Source organism: Longimicrobium sp. (assembly GCF_036399935.1).
In the GTDB taxonomy this organism is placed as follows: Bacteria; Gemmatimonadota; Gemmatimonadetes; order Longimicrobiales; family Longimicrobiaceae; genus Longimicrobium.
Map to the genome: position 1 here is coordinate 92,770 of NZ_DASWMD010000016.1, position 15,612 is coordinate 108,381.

Annotated in this window: 15 protein-coding genes; 9 read left to right on the top strand and 6 right to left on the bottom strand. The window is 71.9% G+C overall.

Annotation, left to right across the window (positions count from 1 at the left end; genetic code table 11):
* Nucleotides 1-44 precede the first annotated feature (44 nt).
* From VGB24_RS05010 to VGB24_RS05045, 8 genes are all read left to right on the top strand, one after another.
* A complete protein-coding gene (locus VGB24_RS05010; protein WP_331071863.1) occupies nt 45-1,505 on the top strand; it encodes a PLP-dependent aminotransferase family protein in 1,461 nt (486 codons plus the stop codon).
* 52 nt (nt 1,506-1,557) lie between these two features.
* On the top strand, nt 1,558-2,424 hold the full coding sequence (locus VGB24_RS05015; RefSeq protein ID WP_331071864.1) for an alpha/beta hydrolase: 867 nt from the start codon (nt 1,558-1,560) through the stop codon (nt 2,422-2,424).
* Between the two features lie 163 nt (nt 2,425-2,587).
* The gene (locus tag VGB24_RS05020) at nt 2,588-3,385 is read left to right on the top strand and encodes a hypothetical protein (RefSeq protein WP_331071865.1); all 798 of its coding nucleotides are present in this window, start codon (nt 2,588-2,590) and stop codon (nt 3,383-3,385) included.
* Nucleotides 3,342-4,766, top strand: coding sequence for an asparagine synthetase B family protein (locus VGB24_RS05025; protein ID WP_331071866.1), 1,425 nt, complete (start codon nt 3,342-3,344; stop codon nt 4,764-4,766). The genes VGB24_RS05020 and VGB24_RS05025 overlap by 44 nt, the downstream gene beginning before the upstream one ends.
* 43 nt (nt 4,767-4,809) lie before the next feature.
* Nucleotides 4,810-5,835 carry a hypothetical protein gene (locus VGB24_RS05030; protein ID WP_331071867.1) on the top strand — a complete coding sequence of 342 codons (1,026 nt, stop codon included), beginning with the start codon at nt 4,810-4,812 and terminating at the stop codon, nt 5,833-5,835.
* A gap of 10 nt (nt 5,836-5,845) precedes the next feature.
* Entirely contained in the window at nt 5,846-6,991 is a 1,146-nt protein-coding gene (locus tag VGB24_RS05035; protein WP_331071868.1) for a hypothetical protein, read from the top strand.
* Nucleotides 6,988-8,661: an asparagine synthase C-terminal domain-containing protein gene (locus VGB24_RS05040; RefSeq protein ID WP_331071869.1), complete on the top strand. Its 1,674-nt coding sequence runs from the start codon at nt 6,988-6,990 to the stop codon at nt 8,659-8,661. Before VGB24_RS05035 ends, VGB24_RS05040 begins: the two co-directional genes overlap by 4 nt.
* 473 nt (nt 8,662-9,134) lie before the next feature.
* Nucleotides 9,135-9,842, top strand: a complete 708-nt coding sequence (locus tag VGB24_RS05045; protein ID WP_331071870.1) for a cupin domain-containing protein — start codon at nt 9,135-9,137, stop codon at nt 9,840-9,842.
* A gap of 75 nt (nt 9,843-9,917) precedes the next feature.
* Here the strand turns inward: VGB24_RS05045 and VGB24_RS05050 are convergent, their stop codons facing one another.
* Nucleotides 9,918-10,646 (bottom strand): hypothetical protein, encoded by a 729-nt coding sequence (locus VGB24_RS05050; protein ID WP_331071871.1) that lies wholly within the window; start codon nt 10,644-10,646, stop codon nt 9,918-9,920.
* 217 nt (nt 10,647-10,863) lie between these two features.
* Here VGB24_RS05050 and VGB24_RS05055 point away from each other — a divergent pair, with 217 nt between their 5' ends.
* On the top strand, nt 10,864-11,658 hold the full coding sequence (locus tag VGB24_RS05055; protein WP_331071872.1) for a phosphatase PAP2 family protein: 795 nt from the start codon (nt 10,864-10,866) through the stop codon (nt 11,656-11,658).
* A 495-nt stretch (nt 11,659-12,153) separates the two neighbouring features.
* On the opposite strand, the gene VGB24_RS05060 is transcribed toward VGB24_RS05055, so the two are convergent.
* From VGB24_RS05060 to VGB24_RS05080, 5 genes are read right to left on the bottom strand one after another with little or no spacing between them, the layout of a single operon-like run.
* Nucleotides 12,154-12,663, bottom strand: coding sequence for a GNAT family N-acetyltransferase (locus VGB24_RS05060; RefSeq protein ID WP_331071873.1), 510 nt, complete (start codon nt 12,661-12,663; stop codon nt 12,154-12,156).
* 20 nt (nt 12,664-12,683) lie between these two features.
* The gene (locus VGB24_RS05065) at nt 12,684-13,394 is read right to left on the bottom strand and encodes a RibD family protein (protein ID WP_331071874.1); all 711 of its coding nucleotides are present in this window, start codon (nt 13,392-13,394) and stop codon (nt 12,684-12,686) included.
* Entirely contained in the window at nt 13,391-13,822 is a 432-nt protein-coding gene (locus VGB24_RS05070; protein ID WP_331071875.1) for a cupin domain-containing protein, read from the bottom strand. Before VGB24_RS05070 ends, VGB24_RS05065 begins: the two co-directional genes overlap by 4 nt.
* 31 nt (nt 13,823-13,853) lie before the next feature.
* A complete protein-coding gene (locus VGB24_RS05075; protein ID WP_331071876.1) occupies nt 13,854-14,846 on the bottom strand; it encodes an aldo/keto reductase in 993 nt (330 codons plus the stop codon).
* A gap of 2 nt (nt 14,847-14,848) precedes the next feature.
* Nucleotides 14,849-15,604: an SDR family oxidoreductase gene (locus VGB24_RS05080; RefSeq protein ID WP_331071877.1), complete on the bottom strand. Its 756-nt coding sequence runs from the start codon at nt 15,602-15,604 to the stop codon at nt 14,849-14,851.
* Nucleotides 15,605-15,612: the final 8 nt, after the last annotated feature.

Consider the following 15,612-nt stretch of genomic DNA (forward strand, 5'->3'; position numbering starts at 1 on the left):
TCGTTATCCACGTATCGGCAGGACCATTGCCAGAGAGGGACGGCGTGCCGAAGAAGCCCGGCGGAGTGGGACTGGAGGTGCTGGAGCTTCAGCGGAACGGCGCGCCGCTCAATCTGCAGATCTATCGCTCCCTGCGCGGCGCCATTCTCGCCCGCCGCCTGGTGCCGGGGGTGCGCCTCCCCTCCACGCGGTCGCTCGCCTCCGACCTGGCGGTTTCGCGCAACACGGTGGAAGAGGCGTTCTCCCGCCTGCGCGCCGAGGGGTTCATCGAGCGGCGCACGGGCGATGGGACGTACGTGGCCATCATCGACCGGGTGCTGCAGCCCGAGCCTTCGGCGCGGACCGCGCTCCCCTCCGCGCCGCGCCGCCTCGCCGCCCGCGCTGCCGCCTTCAATCCGTCGTCGTTCTCGGCGGACCCCCCCGTGCCGCGCGCCTTTTCGGGGGGCTCGGCCGCCGTGGAAGCCTTTCCGCTCGACATCTGGCGGGGCCTCGTTTCCCGCGGCATGCGGCGGCTGGGGCGGCGCAGCCTTGGGTACGGCGATCCGGCGGGATACGGGCCACTGCGCGAGGCGATCGCGTCGTACGTGGCCACGTCGCGCGGCGTGATGTGCGAGCCGGAGCAGGTGATCGTTCTCACGAGCTCGCAGCAGGCGCTGGACGTGGCCATCCGCGTGCTTACGGACCCCGGGGACGCGGTGTGGCTGGAGGAGCCGGGCTATCCCGGGGCGCGAGCCGCGTTCACCCTCAACGGCGCGCGCATCGTCCCCGTGCCGGTGGATGACGACGGGCTGCAGGTGAGCGAGGGGGTGCGTGCCGCGCCGGACGCGCGGCTGGCCTACGTGACGCCCTCGCACCAGTATCCGCTGGGCGTAACGATGAGCCTGGAAAGGCGGCTGGAGCTGCTGGACTGGGCGCGGGGGGCCGGCGCCTGGATCATCGAGGACGACTACGACGGCGAGTTCCGCTTCGATGGACGCTCCCCGGCGGCCATCCAGGGCATCGACCAGGACGCGCGGGTGGTCTACACGGGCACCTTCAGCAAGGTGCTGTTTCCGTCCATCCGCCTGGCCTACGCCGTGGTCCCCGCGGACCTGGTGGCGCCCTTCACCATCGCGCGCGGGCTGCTGGATGGGCACACGGCGCTCCTTCACCAGGTGGCGCTTGCAGAGTTCTTCGCGGAGGGACATTTCGGCGTGCACGTCCGCCGGCTCCGCGGCCTGTACCGCGAGCGGCGGGACGTGCTGGTGGACGAAGTGGACCGCACGCTGGCGGGGCGGATGCACCTGGGTCCGGCGGATGGCGGGATGCACGTCGTCGGCTACCTGCCGGACCCTGCGGACGATATCCGGGCCGCCGCCCGGGCCGCGGAGGAAGAGGTGGACGTGCACCCGCTCGCCCGCTATTACGTGGGCGCTCCCGCGGCGCGGGGCCTGGTGCTCGGCTACGGTGCGCTCGCCCCCGACGCCATCCGTGCCGGCGTGCAGGCGCTCGCCCGGTGCCTGTAGCGGCGGCGTACGAGAATGAACGCGACCTGACACCCTGACGATCGGAATCGAGATGAGACGTGCAATCGCGGTGGCCGCACTCTGCCTCGGCGGTGCCTGCACCACGCCCGCGCAGGTCGCGCCCGGCCCGGTGCAGGCCGCGCCGGTTCCCGCGCAGGCCGAGGCCGGACCGCTCACCATCGGCGAGACGTTCACGATGCCGTCGGCGGCGCTGAACGAGACGCGGCGCATCAACGTGTATCTGCCGCCCGGATACCAGGAAGCCGCGGCCGACCGCTTTCCCGTGCTGTACATGCCCGACGGCGGGATGGCGGAAGATTTTCTGCACGTGGCGGGGCTGGTGCAGGTGGGCGTCGGCAACGGGACGATGCGCCCGTTCATCCTGGTGGGGATCGAGAACACCCAGCGCCGCCGCGACATGACCGGGCCGACGACCGTCGAGGCGGACAAGCGGATTGCGCCGCGCGTCGGTGGCTCGGGGGCGTTCCGCACGTTCATCCGCACGGAGTTGATGCCGCGCATCCGCGAGCGCTACCGGACCACTGAAGAGACGGCCATCGTGGGCGAATCGCTGGCCGGCCTGTTCGTGATGGAAACCTTCCTGCTGGAGCCCGCGCTCTTCGACACCTACATCGCCTTCGACCCCAGCCTCTGGTGGAACGACCAGGCGCTGGTGCGCGGCGCGGCCGAACGGCTCCGCGCGCAGCCCGTCGCGGGGAAGACGGTGTACCTGGCCAGCAGCGGGGACGGCGGGCTGGAGGAGGCCATCGGCAGGCTGGCGGCGGACCTCCGGGCCAGCGAAGCACGCGGCCTGCGCTGGTTCCACGTGCCGATGCCGGAGGAGAAGCACGCGACCATCTACCACCCCGCGGCGCTGCGCGCCTTCCGCACCGTGTTCAAGCCGGCCCCGGCACCCTGACGGGTCGCCCGCAACGATCATGTAACGGGCGCCGGAGCCCGACACTTTCGCGGCGGAAAGCCCGTACGGATGCGCGCCGGGCGGGCTGGTCCCGCTCCCGGCCGGCGGGTAGATTGGCCGCGCACCGCCCGCCGTTCCACGCCGCCCGCGAGACGGAACCGGAATGCCCCGAAGCTACGACGACCTGCAGCCGGAGGAGCTGCCCGAGGTGCTGCGCGAGGCCGTCCGCCGCCAGGACGTGGACGAACGCGAGCGCGAGCTGCGGATGGACCGCGAGAGCTACGAGCAGGCCGCGCAGGAGATGGGCATCTCGCGCGTGGAGCTGGACCGCGCCGCCGCCGCCTCGCACGCCGCCACCGTGGCGCGCATCCGCCGCGGCCGGCGCATCCGCACCACCGTCGCGGGCGCGGCGCTGGCCCTCCTCGCGGCGGCCGGCGTGTACCGCGTCGCCAACCCGCCCGAGCCGGAGCCCGCCGCCTGGACCTTCGAAAGCACCGCGCAGGCGTGGTCCGGCGACTTCAACCCGCGCTCCACCGGCCGGGCGGGGCAGGAGGGCGGGCGCGGGGTGATCCAGGTGGACCGCTTCGTGGCGGAGGATGACGGGCGCTACTGGGCCAACCTCAACACCGCCTCCGTCCCGCCCTCGCTGAAGGGTCACGAGACCATCACCCTGCGCATCCGCGGCGACGGCGGGCTGGGCCGCGCGCGCCTCTTCGTGGAGAACGGCGCCACGGAACGCTGGCGCTCTCCCGACATCCCCGTGCGCGCGGAGTGGCGCACCGTCACCATCCGCATGGACCAGCTGGAGCACCAGACCCGCCCCGACTCGCGCAGTCCGTGGCGCGGGGAGCGCGGCGGCGCACCCGGCGCGGTGACGGGCGTTTCCCTCAAGGTAGGCCACCCCTTCAATCCCACGGATGCCCGAGGCCGCGTCGAAGTGGACGATCTCCGGATCGACTAGCGCGCTCGCGCGAGCCGTTCCGGACGAAGCGCCCGATCCCTTCGGCGTGCAGCCCATGTACGCGCTCACGCTCGGCGAGCGCACGCACACGGCCGCCGATCCGCGTGTGCTGCGCCGTCTGCCGGGTGCGCCGCGCGGCGTGGATCCGGGCGCGCTGCACGGCTACCTCTGCTTTTCCCATCCCCCCGGACCGAAGACGCTGTTCGACGGCGTCTCACGACGGCCGGAGCCGGCGCCCTGGCGCGAGCGTCCCGCGCCGGTGGACGAGGATTCCGCCGTCCGCACCCTGCGCGCGCTGCTCGCCGCGTCGGTGCAGCGGATGCTGGGCACGGAGCGCGACGTGGGCGTCTACCTGTCCGGCGGGCTGGACAGCAGCCTGGTCGCCGCGCTGCTGGCCCGCGCCGGCGCCCGCGTGCACCTCTTCTCGCTGGACTTCGGGCCGCCGTGGGACACGGAGCTGGAGCACGCGCAGGCCGTGGCCGCGCACCTGGGCCGACCGCTGCACCGCGTCCGCGCCCGTCCGCGCGACCTGAGCCGCGCGCTCCAGCCCACGGCCGCCGCGCTCCACCAGCCGTTCGGTGACCCGGTGACCGTGCCGCTGTACCTGCTGGGCCAGGCGGCGCGCCAGTCCGTCTCCACCGTCTTCAACGGCGAGGGCGGCGACCAGCTCTTCGGCGGCTGGGCGACGAAGCCGATGCTGGCCGCGGAAGCGTACGGCGGCGCGGGATACAGCCGCGAGGCCGCCTACCTGGCCACCTACCACCGCTTCCACGGCGCGGAGGCGCAGCTGCTCACGCCGGCGGCCATGGAGGCGATCGGGACGATGGACGCGGGGGCGTGGCTGCGGCCGGCGCTGGACGCAGATGGCCTGCCGACGCTCCTCCATCGCCTGCGCGCGGCCAACATCCGGCTGAAGGGCGCCCAGAACATCGCCCCGCGGATGACGCAGCTGGCGGCGGCGCACGGGCTGCAGGCGCGCGCGCCCTTCATGGACCGCGCGCTGGCGGAGTGGACGTTCACGCTTCCCGCGGACTTCTTCCTGCGCGGCGCCAGCGAAAAGCACCTGCTGAAGCGCGCCGCCGAGGGGCTGCTTCCCCCCGCGCTGATCGACCGCCCCAAGCGGGGGATGGGCGTGCCCGCGACGGAGTGGCTGCGCGGGTGGATCAGTCCGCTGCGGTGGGAGGCGGCACGGCGCCTGTCACCCCGGCGGCTGCGGCGGGACGGGTGGTTCCGGCCCGAGTACGTGGCCGCCCTGCGCCGCGGCGACGACGATCCGGGCGAGACGCGCCGCCGCCGCGCCGGCGAAAAGCTGTGGGCGCTGCTGATGCTGCACCTGTGGATGGACGCGCAGGATCCGCCGCTGGACTGGGGGATTTCGTGACGCGCCTCCATCCGCCGCGTTCATCCCCCGACCTGGCGACTGCATGAAGTGCATTTACTGCGGGACGGATTCGAAGCTGCGCCAGCGGACGGAGGGGCGGTGTCCCGGGTGCCGTCACCCCTTCGCCTTCGAGCCGACCAGGGACCCGTACAAGGTCACGGACGGCCAGTTCGAGAACGCCATGGAGCGCGTCTCGGGGAACGGCAAGGTGCTGTTCACGGAGCGGCACCTGTGGTACGAGTTCAACCGCCGGTGGATGAAGCCCGGCTTCTGGCGCAGCCTGTACGGCAAGCTTGCGTTCGCGGGCGCTGCGCAGCCGCCCCGGCCGCCGCGCATCGCCTTTCCGGAGTGGGAGCGGCGGTACCTGCGGCGGTGGAAGGAGGTGCACGGCGACGTCGCCGCGCTGCTCCCCGTGCGCCAGGTGGCGGCACCCGCCCTGCCGCGCGAGGTGCCGGCGGACGTGGCCGCCTTCTCGTTCGACCGCGCGGTGGTGACGGACCAGTGGGAGACGGCGCAGGTGCTGGTGGCCAACCGCTTTCACTTCGAGCACAACTGCGCCGTGCTCAGCCGCGACGGCTATCCGGACGGGATCGCCGGCACGGTCAAGGAGATGCTGCGCCGCAACCCGCGCCTGACCGTCTTTGCGCTGCACGACGCCAGCCCCGGCGGATGCCTGCTCCCGCTGACGCTGCGGGAGCAGGAGTGGTTTCCCAACCCGGCCGTGCGCATCGTGGACCTGGGGCTGCGGCCGCAGACGGTGCGGCGGCTGCGCATTCCCGCGCTGGCCGGCTCCCCGCGCAAGCTTCCGCCGCGGCTGGGCGAGGTCCTGCCGCCCGACGACGTGGCGTGGCTGGCCAGGGGGCACACGGGAGAATTGGCCGCCCTGCACCCCGCGCAGGTGCTGCGCGCCGCCTACCAGGGCATCGTCGCCGCGGGGCCCAACGACGGCTCCGCGCCCAGCGGGGGTGACGGTGGCGGCGGGGGCGACACGTACTACGGCGGCGGGGTGATCTGGGTGGGCGACCTCGGCGGCGGCACCGACACCGCCGCGGTGGACGGGTTCGGATGAGGGCGACGGCATGAAGTGCGTTCATTGCGGAAGGATCTCCCGGCTGCGCGAGCGGGAGGACGGGCGCTGTCCCGGGTGCCAGCACCGGTTCGCGTTCGACCCGGGGACCCGGCCGGCAGCGAATACCGACGCCGAGTTCCAGGCCGCCATCGACCGCGTCTCCGCCGGCGGGCAGCTGTGGTTCACCACCCGCCAGCTGTGGCTCGCCGTGCACGGAAAATCGACGATGCCGCCCTTCCCGCCCGCCACCGAAGGGTTCATCGTGCTGCCCGCGCTGGGTTTCGCCCTGCCGGGGGTTTTCATGGCGGCGTTTGCCGAGCCGGGAATGCTGATCCTGGCCGTCGTGGGCGGCATGATGGGGGCGGCGTTGGGCTGGGGCGCTGCCCAGACCGCGAGGGAGCGGTACGCGGACCAGCTCAGGCCTCGCCTTCCGTTCGAGGTCTTTCTGAGTAGCCAGCTCCGGCCGTGGGTGGAGGTGCACGGCAAGATCCCCGGCCTGCTGTCGCCGCACGGCACGGACGCCGCCATCGCGCCGCCGCAGGTGCCGGCGGACGTGGCCTCTTGGAACCGCGCCGTGGTGACGGACCGGCGGGAGACGGCGAAGATGCTGGTCGCCAACGGCTTCGACATCGAGCACGAGTGCGCCGTCCTGAGCCTGGACGGCTACCCTGACGGCGCTGCGGACGCGATCAGGGAGGTGCTGCGCCGCACCCCGGGCCTGACCGTGTTCGCGCTGCACGACGCCAGCCCCGGCGGATGCCAGCTCCCGATGGACCTCCGCGAGCCGGAGTGGTTTCCGCAGCCGTCGGTGCGCGTGGTAGACCTGGGGCTGCGGCCGGAGACGGTCAGGCGCCTCGAGCTGCCGTGGATCCCGGGCACGCCCGTGCAGTGGTCGTCGTGGCCCCCGGAGTTCATCGAGCTGCTCTCGTACGAGGATCGGCGGTGGCTGGCCGCGGGGAACGTCTACGAGCTGGCCGCCCTGCCCTCCGCGCACCTGATGCGGGCGGCGTACGAGGGGATCGTGGCCGCGGGGCCCAACGACGGCTCCGACCCGGACCCGGCGTACGACGACGCCCCCTGGACCCGCGTCGCGGCCTGGTTCAAGTCCCTGACCGGCGGCGGCGCGGACACGGCCGGGGTGGACGGCTTAGGATGACGGCGTTCGCGGGGGTGTTCGGCGGGTCAGATCCGGCCGCTGCGCTCCGGCGTCGGGGATTCGACCCGGCGTGGAGCGAGGGCGAGGCCGCCTTTGCCGGGTCCATCGAGAGAGCGCCGGACGGTGGATGGATCGCGTGCGGCGACGTGGTCGTGGACAACGCGGACGAGCTGCGTTCGATGCTCGGTCTGCCCGGCGCGTCGCCGCTGACCCTCCTGGCGGAGCTGGTCCGCGCGCACGGCCCGGACGCCGGACGGCACGCGCTGGGGATGTATGCCGCCGCCGTGTGGCTCCCCGCCGAGCGCCGGCTCTGGCTGCTGCGCGACGGGGCGGGGGCGCGCACGCTGTACTGGACGGGGGATGAGTCGCGCGGATGGAGCTTCGCCTCGTCGCCGCGCCCGCTGCGGCGCGGGACCGGCGTCTCAGGCGACCTCGACTTGGTGGCTCTGCGCGACTATCTGACCTGCGCCTTCGTCCCCGGCGAACGGACGATGTGGCGCGGCATATCCGAACTGCGCCCCGGGACGGCGCTCCCGCTTCCGGACGTGCGCCCGCACGAGTTTTGGGAACCCACGGAGCGCATCGACGACGCGGACGCGCCGCTGGAGGTGCACGCGGCGCGGCTGCGCGAACTGATCGACGAGGCCGTGCGGGTGCGCCTCCCCGCATCCGGCCCCGTGGGCGTATACCTTTCGGGCGGCGTGGACAGCAGCCTCGTGACGGCGCTGGCGGCGCGGATGGCGCCGGGGCCCGTGCACACCTTTTCGCTGCACTTCGGCGGGGGGTACGCCAACGAGCTGGAGTGGTCGTCGCGGGTGGCGCGGCACTGCGGCACCCGGCACCACGTGCTGGACTTTCCCGCGTCCATCATCCAGAAGCACCTGTCGGAAAGCCTGGCCGTGCTCGACGACCCCATCGGGGATCCGCTCACCACGCCCAACCTGCTCATCGGGCGGGCGGCCGCGGCGGTGACGGGCACCATCCTGAACGGCGAGGGCGGCGACCCCAGCTTTGGCGGCCCCAAGAACACCCCGATGCTGCTGCACGCGCTCTACGGCGGGGCGGACGACCTGACCACGGCCTACCTGCGCTCCTTCGGCAAGTGCTGGGACGACCTTCCCTCGCTGCTGACGGACGATGTGCAGGCGACGCTGCGCGACGAGCCGCCGGCCGGGTGGTGGTTCGCGCCGCGGCTGGTGGACGGGGGGATGCGGCACTTTCTCAACCGGCTGCTGGACGTGAACGTGCGCTTCAAGGGCGCGGACCACATCCTCACCAAGGTGGCCAACCTGACGGCGGCCAACGGGCTGGTGGGCCGCTCTCCGCTGGCGGACCGGCGGGTGATCGAGGCCAGCTTCGCCATTCCGCCCGAGCACAAGCTGGCGGGCACGGTGGAAAAGGCCGTGCTCAAGGCCGCCGTGGCCGACCTGCTTCCGGCGGAGGTGGTGCACCGTCCCAAGAGCGGGATGCTGGTTCCCGTGCAGGCCTGGTTCCAGAACGAGCTGCGCCCGTACGCCCGAGCCATGCTCCTGGACCGGAACGCGCGGACGAGGCCGTACTTCGATCCGCGGACGGTCAAGGAATGGCTCGACACGCCCAAGGTGCCCAGGCGGGGTGTGAAGATCTGGCTGCTGCTGACGATGGAAGTGTGGCTGCGGGCGAACGAGTGAGAGGTTCGGCACGGCTGGGGCGACTGAAGTCGCGGCAACAAGAGCCCGAAGTCCGCCTTCGCGGACTGCACGCATAGTCGAGTGCGCGGGGCATGCCGAAGCGCAATCGAATTCTCCCCTCTCCCGCTTGCGGGAGAGGGGCCGGGGGAGAGGGCAGCCGAGGCTGCGCCGGCGCAATTCGAAACGCCCCGATGTCGCGGCCTCTGCACGGGTGACCGCTGCCGCGCCCGGGCTGGGAAGTGCCCCAGGTTAGATCCTTCGCCCCGCGACGCATGGTGTGCGGGCCGGCACCGTGCGCCTGGGGCTCAGGATGACAGGGTTGGTCGCCCGCCCCGGGCTCCGGGTACGCACCGGGCTGGCTCCTTCCCCCGCGCAGTTTGCGGGGGAAGGGCTGGGGATGGGCGGCGGCAGCGGCGTGCGAACCACCCAGCCTCATCCGGTGAAGTTGTCCTTCCCCTGAGATCCGCATGACGATGAGCACGACGAGCGACTTCGTTCCCCTGGAGATCCGAGACGGCCTGCTGGTGGACCTCGCGGACGACGCGTATCCCACCCGCGTCTATGGCTGGCGGGCGGACGCGCTGGCGCTGGAGTCTGATGCGACGCACTACGGGATGGCGATCGAGGATGGCTGCGCGGTGGAGACTGAGACCGGGCGCTTTTCACTGCGCGCGGGGATGTTCTTCGTGGCGCCCGGCGCGGCGAGGGTACACGGCGGGGCGGGGATGGTGATCTCGCGGCTGGGGTACCGCGGCCTCTTTTCGCTCGGCGGGCCGGTGGAGGCCGCCGGGCGACTGCGCTACATCGACGGCTGCTCCGACACCCTGCTGGTGTGCCCGCCGGTGCTGGGCGAGCCCTGCCTGAATCACCTGCACATGCCGCCGGGGACGGACCAGACGGCGCACACGCACCCGTCCGAGCGCATCGGCGTGATCGTGCGCGGCACGGGCGAGTGCCGCACGCCGGGCGGCACCTTCGCGCTGCGTCCGGGGATGGGGTGGCGCATTCCCACCGGCACCCTGCACTCGTTCTTTACCCGCGGCGAGGCGCTAGACGTGCTCGCGTGGCATCCGGACAGCGACTTCGGCCCCACGCACGACCATCACCCCATGGTGAACCGCACGATGGTCGACGGGGTCTCCGCCGCTGGCATCGACGAGATCCGCACGGCGGAGACGTGACTCCGCAATGAAAACGCCGCCGCTCGGAAGTAAGCGGCGGCGTTTTTCGTGTGTTGATGACGAGCTTAGGTTCGGTCAGCCGGGGATCAGCAGCGGATCGCCGGGACCGGCAAGATGTGGCGCGGGCGGGGCGCCGAGGAGCGCCGCGGCGCGCACCGCGATCACCTCCATCTGCGATTCGCGCTCCTGCGCCCAGCCCGGCAGGCGGAGCGCGTTCCAAGCCAGCGCGCCGCCTCCCATCATCGACAGCATCACGGGGCCCAGCATCTCCTCGGCCAGCGCGCCGCTGACGTAGAGCACGACGACCGTGACCAGCGCCATCATCAGGCTGACGGCGCCCATGCGGTTGAGCGCCACGCCGTTGGACTTGGTGGTCGCCAGCCTCAGCCGGTACCCCGTGGGAGTGGGCTCCACGAATGCGTTCAGGTTGCCGTTGGTCCACTCGCGCACCTCGCCGCGCGAGCCCGTGCGCCCCTTGGCGCCAAAGGTCTCGCGCAGGTCGGCGACCAGCATCTCCCACTCGCGGTCCGTGGGTGCGCGCGGCAGGTCTACCGTGCGGCCGACCGCGATCGGCATCCCCAGTTCGCTGCGGCGCAGCGCGCCGCGACGCAGGTCCACCGCGGCGGCCGCCTGGGCCACGCGCTCCGGCGCCAGCCCCACCTCGCCCCCGATGGACTGCAGCTCCGCCAGCGTGAACCCGTTCACGGGTGCCAGCGCGGTGCCTCCGGTGGCATTCCGGGCCTCGGCGGCGATGCGGAAGATCTCCGCGACCTCCTCCTCGCCGTACGTTCGCTCGTCGGGCATGTTCTCAGTCTCGGGGGTGGACTTGCGGGGGTGCACGGCAGTCGAATCATGGGGTCCCGCGCCGGTGGCGTCAAACCGTCGCGCAGGCTCGGCCCTATGCCACTACGAGACGAGCGCGGAAGAAGATTCCGCCCGGGCCGCTCCGCGGCCACTTTCCTGCAGGAGCGCCACGCATCCGGTGGTACCACCTCTCCACGCCGTGTGCAGGCCGGCCGACTTGACCGACATCCAATCCGCCCCTCGCGCATCCCAGGTGAGGGGCGCCGCGCTGGGGATCGCGCGGGCGCTGGCCCGCTTCGTTCGTGCGCGCTGGCAGCGCCTTCTCGAGTTGTTTGCGCTGGTGGGCCTGCCGCTGGCCATCTTCGGCACGCTGGCCGAGGACGTGTGGGACGACGGCGGGCTGGCGTGGGACACCCCGATCCTGCACTGGGCGCGTACCCAGCACACCCCGGGGCGCGATGCCGCAATGGCGTTCATCAGCGACATCGGGCACGCGTACGGGGTGCTTCCCCTGGCGGCCGTGATCTTTGTCGCGCTGCTGGTGGTGCGCCGCCGCGGCAACGCGCTGTTCTTCGCGGTCGCCATGTGCGGGGCGGGCGCGCTGAACCAGGGTGCCAAGCTCTTCTTCCGCCGCGACCGGCCGGACCTGTGGCTTTCTCCGTCCCCCGCGCCCGAGCACACCTACAGCTTTCCCAGCGGGCACGCGATGGGGAGCATGGCGCTCGTCGCCGCGCTGGCGGTGCTCGCGTGGCCCACGCGGTGGCGCTGGTGGGCCATCATCCTGGGGGGCGCCTTCACCTTCCTGGTGGGGTTCTCGCGCGTCTACCTGGGCGTCCACTATCCCTCTGACGTGGCGGCGGGATGGTGCGCGTCGCTGGGATGGGTGCTGGGGGTCAGCCAGATCGCGTACGGCCGGGCAGGGAAGCCGTCCCCCCGCGCTACCCCCGCGGCCTCCGGCCCCGACCCCGTGGAGGAGCCGAACCTGCGGGCGGGCGCTGCTGGAGGCGACTGAAGTCGCGGCAACCACGGCCCGAAGTCCGCCTGCGCGGACTGCACGCGCAGTCGAGCGCGCGAGGCCTGCCGAAGCGCGATCGAATTCTCCCCTCTCCCGCTTGCGGGAGAGGGGTCGGGGGAGAGGGCAGCCGAGGCATGCGCCGGCTCGTTTCGAAACGCTCCAAAGTCGCGGCCTCTGCCCGGGTGACCGCTGCCGCGCCCAGGCTGTTGCGTGCCCAATGTTGGATCCTTGCGCCCCGCGAAGCACGGTGCGCGGGATGGTTCAGCGCGCCTGGGGCTCAGGATGACAGGTCGTGGTGCGGCACAGAGTTAAAAGCGCGCACCGGGCTGGCTCCCTTCCCCCGCGCGGTTTGCGGGGGAAGGGCTGGGGATGGGGGGCGCCCGCCGCATGCGCACCACTCAGCCTCCACCCGGTATGAAGTTCTCCCCTCTCCGCATGCGCAGCATGCGGGGAGGGGCCGGGGGAGGGGCCAGCCGAGGCATGCGAAGAGCCCTATCGAACCTCGTCGTCCAACTCGCGCGTCATCTCGATCATCGTCGGCCGGAAGCCGGCGTGCGCGAACAGGCGCTGTGCGGATTCGTTTTGCACCGCGGTAAAGAGCACGGCCTGGCGAACGCCCCGGGCCCGGAGCGCCGCGATCGTCGCATCCACCAGCATGCGGCCGATGCCGTGCGCGCGATGGGCGGGATCGACGGCGAGGTCGTGCAGCACGCCGGCCGGGCCCCGCAGCGCCAGGAAGTCGGTGCCCTCGATCGCCGCGTACGTGTAGCCGACCACGCTACCATCCCGCTCCGCCACCAGGACGACGGCGTCCGGATCGTCGAGCAGCGCGCCCAGGAACGCGGCGTACGCATCCTCGATGTCCGGCGGCGGCACAATGAAGCGCGCCGCGTCGAACGCGTGGTGCACGTAGACGAGAAGTGCGCCGAGCCGCCCCAGGGCAGGGACGTCCGCGGGAGTCGCGGGGCGGACGATTGCGGCCGGAGCGTCGGATGGCTGCATGGGATGGACTGCCATCGGCTTTACCGCGGCTCAACGCGGTAGCGCAGCCAGAGGACGTCGTCCGCGCGCCGCTCCACGGAGTCGATCGCCAGCCGGTACCGCCGCGCCTCGTCCTCGTCGAAGTCGAAGAGCGCCGGCGTTCCCATCCGCCCGTCCACCACCGGCGCGAGAAGGACGCTCACCTCGTCGACCAGCCCCGCCCGCAGCATCCCGCCGTTGATCGTGCCGCCGCCCTCCAGCATCAGCGTCCGCACGCCGAAACCGGAGGCGATCTTCTCCAGCGCGACGGAGAGATCCACCTGGCGCTCCCCGGCCAGGATGTACGAGACGCCGCGCTCGCGGAGGAACGCCAGGTACTCATCGGACACGCGCTCCGAGAGGATGGCCACCACGTGGTCGCCGTCGATGTCGTTGGTGTCCCACGCCAGGCGCCCGCTGGAATCCACCGCGAAGGCGAACGACTCGTGCTCGCCCGGCGCGCGGAAGTCCTCCCGCGGCGCGCCGTCGTGCTCGCGCGCGATCTCGGCGTCGGAGCGTACACCTTGGGAAAAGTGCGCCTCCATCGTCACGCGGCCGCAGAGCCACGCATCCGGCTCGTAGCTTTTGTGCACCACCTCGTACTGGCGCCGCCCCTCGTCGGATTGCGGCCAGCCGTCGGTGAGAATGCGCCCATCCACCGAGGCCATCATGTGGCAGATCACGCGCGGCCGCGATGCCGCCGCGCCCGTCATGGGCCCACCTGCGCCTGCTCGGCCGTGCGGAACCAGTCGACGATCGCGGGCATGTTCGCCTCGAATCCGCCGGGGATGAACACGTTCAGCGCCCCCGCGCGGGTGGCGGTGCGGTTCTCGAAATCGTGAGTCACGCCGGCTGGAATGCGCAGAAAGGTGCCCGCGGTGGCGTCCACGTGCTGGTCGCCCACGCGAAAGGTCATCGTTCCCTCGATTACGTAGAACAGTTCTTCGTTGGCCTCGTGCGAGTGGGCGCCGGGCCCGGGCCGCCCCGCGTCTACCCACCAGATGGATACGGAGTACCGGTCGCCGGGCTCCTCGCCATCGGCCAGGAAGACGCTGTGCATGGGGCCGCAGGGATAGCGGCGGCCCTCCCCCGGCGGAAGCACGATGGCGCCCGCGGGAAGCGCGTTGGTGATCATCGACATTGCGATGTTCTCCGGTTCGAGTGGTGGGACGTCAGCGGTCGACCATCTTTTGTGAGTTTTCGGAGTACCGCTCGCCCTGCACGGCAATGTGGGCCGCGGCGTTCTCGATCTCCCGCAGGTCGTCGGGCGTCAGCTCCACGGAGGCGCCTCGCAGGTTCTCTTCCAAGCGATGCAGCTTGGTGGTGCCGGGAATCGGCACGATCCACGGCTTCTGCGCCAGCAGCCAGGCGAGCGCCACCTGCGCGGGCGTGGCCTGCTTCTCCCCCGCGATCCTCGCGAGGAGGTCCACCACCGCCTGGTTCGCCTTGCGGTTCTCGGGAGAGAAGCGCGGGACGGTGTTGCGGAAATCGTTGCTGTCGAACGTGGTGCTCTCGTCGATCTTTCCCGTCAGGAAGCCCCTGCCCAGCGGGCTGAAGGGAACGAAGCCGATCCCCAGCTCCTCCAGCACGGGCAGGATCTCCTCCTCGGGCTCGCGCCACCACAGCGAGTACTCGCTCTGCAGCGCCGTGACGGGCTGAACGGCGTGCGCGCGGTGGATGGTGCGCACGCCCGCCTCCGACAGGCCGAAGTGCCGCACCTTTCCCTCTGCGATCAACTCCCTGACCGTTCTCGCGACCTCCTCGATGGGCACCTGCGGGTCCACCCGGTGCTGGTAGAGCAGGTCGATGGTCTCCACGCGCAGCCGCCGGAGCGAATCCTCGGTCGTGCGGCGGATGCTCGCGGGCTGGCTGTTGAGCGCGCCGGTCGGCTTGCCATCCGCGTCGAAATCGAAGCCGAACTTGGTGGCGATCACCACCTGCTCGCGGACGGGAGCCAGGGCCTCGCCCACGACGTCCTCGTTCGTGAACGGGCCGTAGACCTGCGCGGTATCGAAGAACGTCACGCCGCGCTCCACCGCCGCGCGGATCAGCGCGATCGCCTGCTGCCTCTCCACCGCGGGGCCCATGGCGAAGCTCAGCCCCATGCAGCCCAGGCCCAGCGCGGAAACCTCCAGGCCGCTGCGCCCCAGCGTGCGCGTTTGCATCGTCACAGATCCTGCCGCGTGGGGCGGAACAGGATTTCATTGATGTCCACGTCCTCGGGCTGGCTCATCGCGAACGCCACGGCCCGCGCGAACGAGTCGGCGGAAATCGCGACCGCCGCGTAGAACTGGCCGACCCCCGCGGCGATCTCCGGCTCAGTGACGCTCTGCGGCAGCTCCGTCGCGACGGCGCCGGGCGAGATGATGGTCGTGCGGATGTTCCACGGCTTCACCTCCTGCCGTAGCCCCTCGGTGATCACGCGCACGGCGGTCTTCGATGCCGAGTACACCGCGCCGCCCGGGCCCACCTTGTGGCCGGCGACGGAGGAGACGTTGATGATCTGCCCCGCCTGCTGCCGCTGCATGTGCGGGAGTGCGGCGGCGATGCCGTAGAGCACGCCCTTGATGTTGACGTCGATCGTCCGGTCCCAGTCGTCCAGCTTTCGCATGGCCAGCGGCGAGAGCGGCATCAGCCCCGCGTTGTTGATGATGACGTCGATCCGCCCGAATCGCTCGACCGCGGCATCCACCAGCGCCTGCACCTGCGCGGCGTCCGTCACGTCCGTGGCCAGCGCGAACGCCTGCCCACCCTTGCCGGTGATCTCGCCGGCCAGCGCCTGGATGCGATCGGCGCGGCGCGCGCCCAGCACGACCGTCGCGCCGCGCTCGGCAAGGTACCGGGCCGTCGCCTCGCCCAGGCCGCTGCTGGCGCCGGTGATGACGACGACCTTGCCGGTGATGTTCGTATTTTCCGTATCCACCGTCGGTT

What these genes read in the sequence shown, in the direction of transcription:
- VGB24_RS05045 (WP_331071870.1), top strand. Translation starts at nt 9,135, where the DNA reads ATGAGCACGACGAGCGACTTCGTTCCCCTGGAGATCCGAGACGGCCTG.
- VGB24_RS05060 (WP_331071873.1), bottom strand. Translation starts at nt 12,663, where the DNA reads ATGCAGCCATCCGACGCTCCGGCCGCAATCGTCCGCCCCGCGACTCCC.
- VGB24_RS05030 (WP_331071867.1), top strand. Translation starts at nt 4,810, where the DNA reads ATGAAGTGCATTTACTGCGGGACGGATTCGAAGCTGCGCCAGCGGACG.
- VGB24_RS05070 (WP_331071875.1), bottom strand. Translation starts at nt 13,822, where the DNA reads ATGTCGATGATCACCAACGCGCTTCCCGCGGGCGCCATCGTGCTTCCG.
- VGB24_RS05075 (WP_331071876.1), bottom strand. Translation starts at nt 14,846, where the DNA reads ATGCAAACGCGCACGCTGGGGCGCAGCGGCCTGGAGGTTTCCGCGCTG.
- VGB24_RS05020 (WP_331071865.1), top strand. Translation starts at nt 2,588, where the DNA reads ATGCCCCGAAGCTACGACGACCTGCAGCCGGAGGAGCTGCCCGAGGTG.
- VGB24_RS05040 (WP_331071869.1), top strand. Translation starts at nt 6,988, where the DNA reads ATGACGGCGTTCGCGGGGGTGTTCGGCGGGTCAGATCCGGCCGCTGCG.
- VGB24_RS05035 (WP_331071868.1), top strand. Translation starts at nt 5,846, where the DNA reads ATGAAGTGCGTTCATTGCGGAAGGATCTCCCGGCTGCGCGAGCGGGAG.
- VGB24_RS05050 (WP_331071871.1), bottom strand. Translation starts at nt 10,646, where the DNA reads ATGCCCGACGAGCGAACGTACGGCGAGGAGGAGGTCGCGGAGATCTTC.
- VGB24_RS05015 (WP_331071864.1), top strand. Translation starts at nt 1,558, where the DNA reads ATGAGACGTGCAATCGCGGTGGCCGCACTCTGCCTCGGCGGTGCCTGC.
- VGB24_RS05065 (WP_331071874.1), bottom strand. Translation starts at nt 13,394, where the DNA reads ATGACGGGCGCGGCGGCATCGCGGCCGCGCGTGATCTGCCACATGATG.
- VGB24_RS05025 (WP_331071866.1), top strand. Translation starts at nt 3,342, where the DNA reads ATGCCCGAGGCCGCGTCGAAGTGGACGATCTCCGGATCGACTAGCGCG.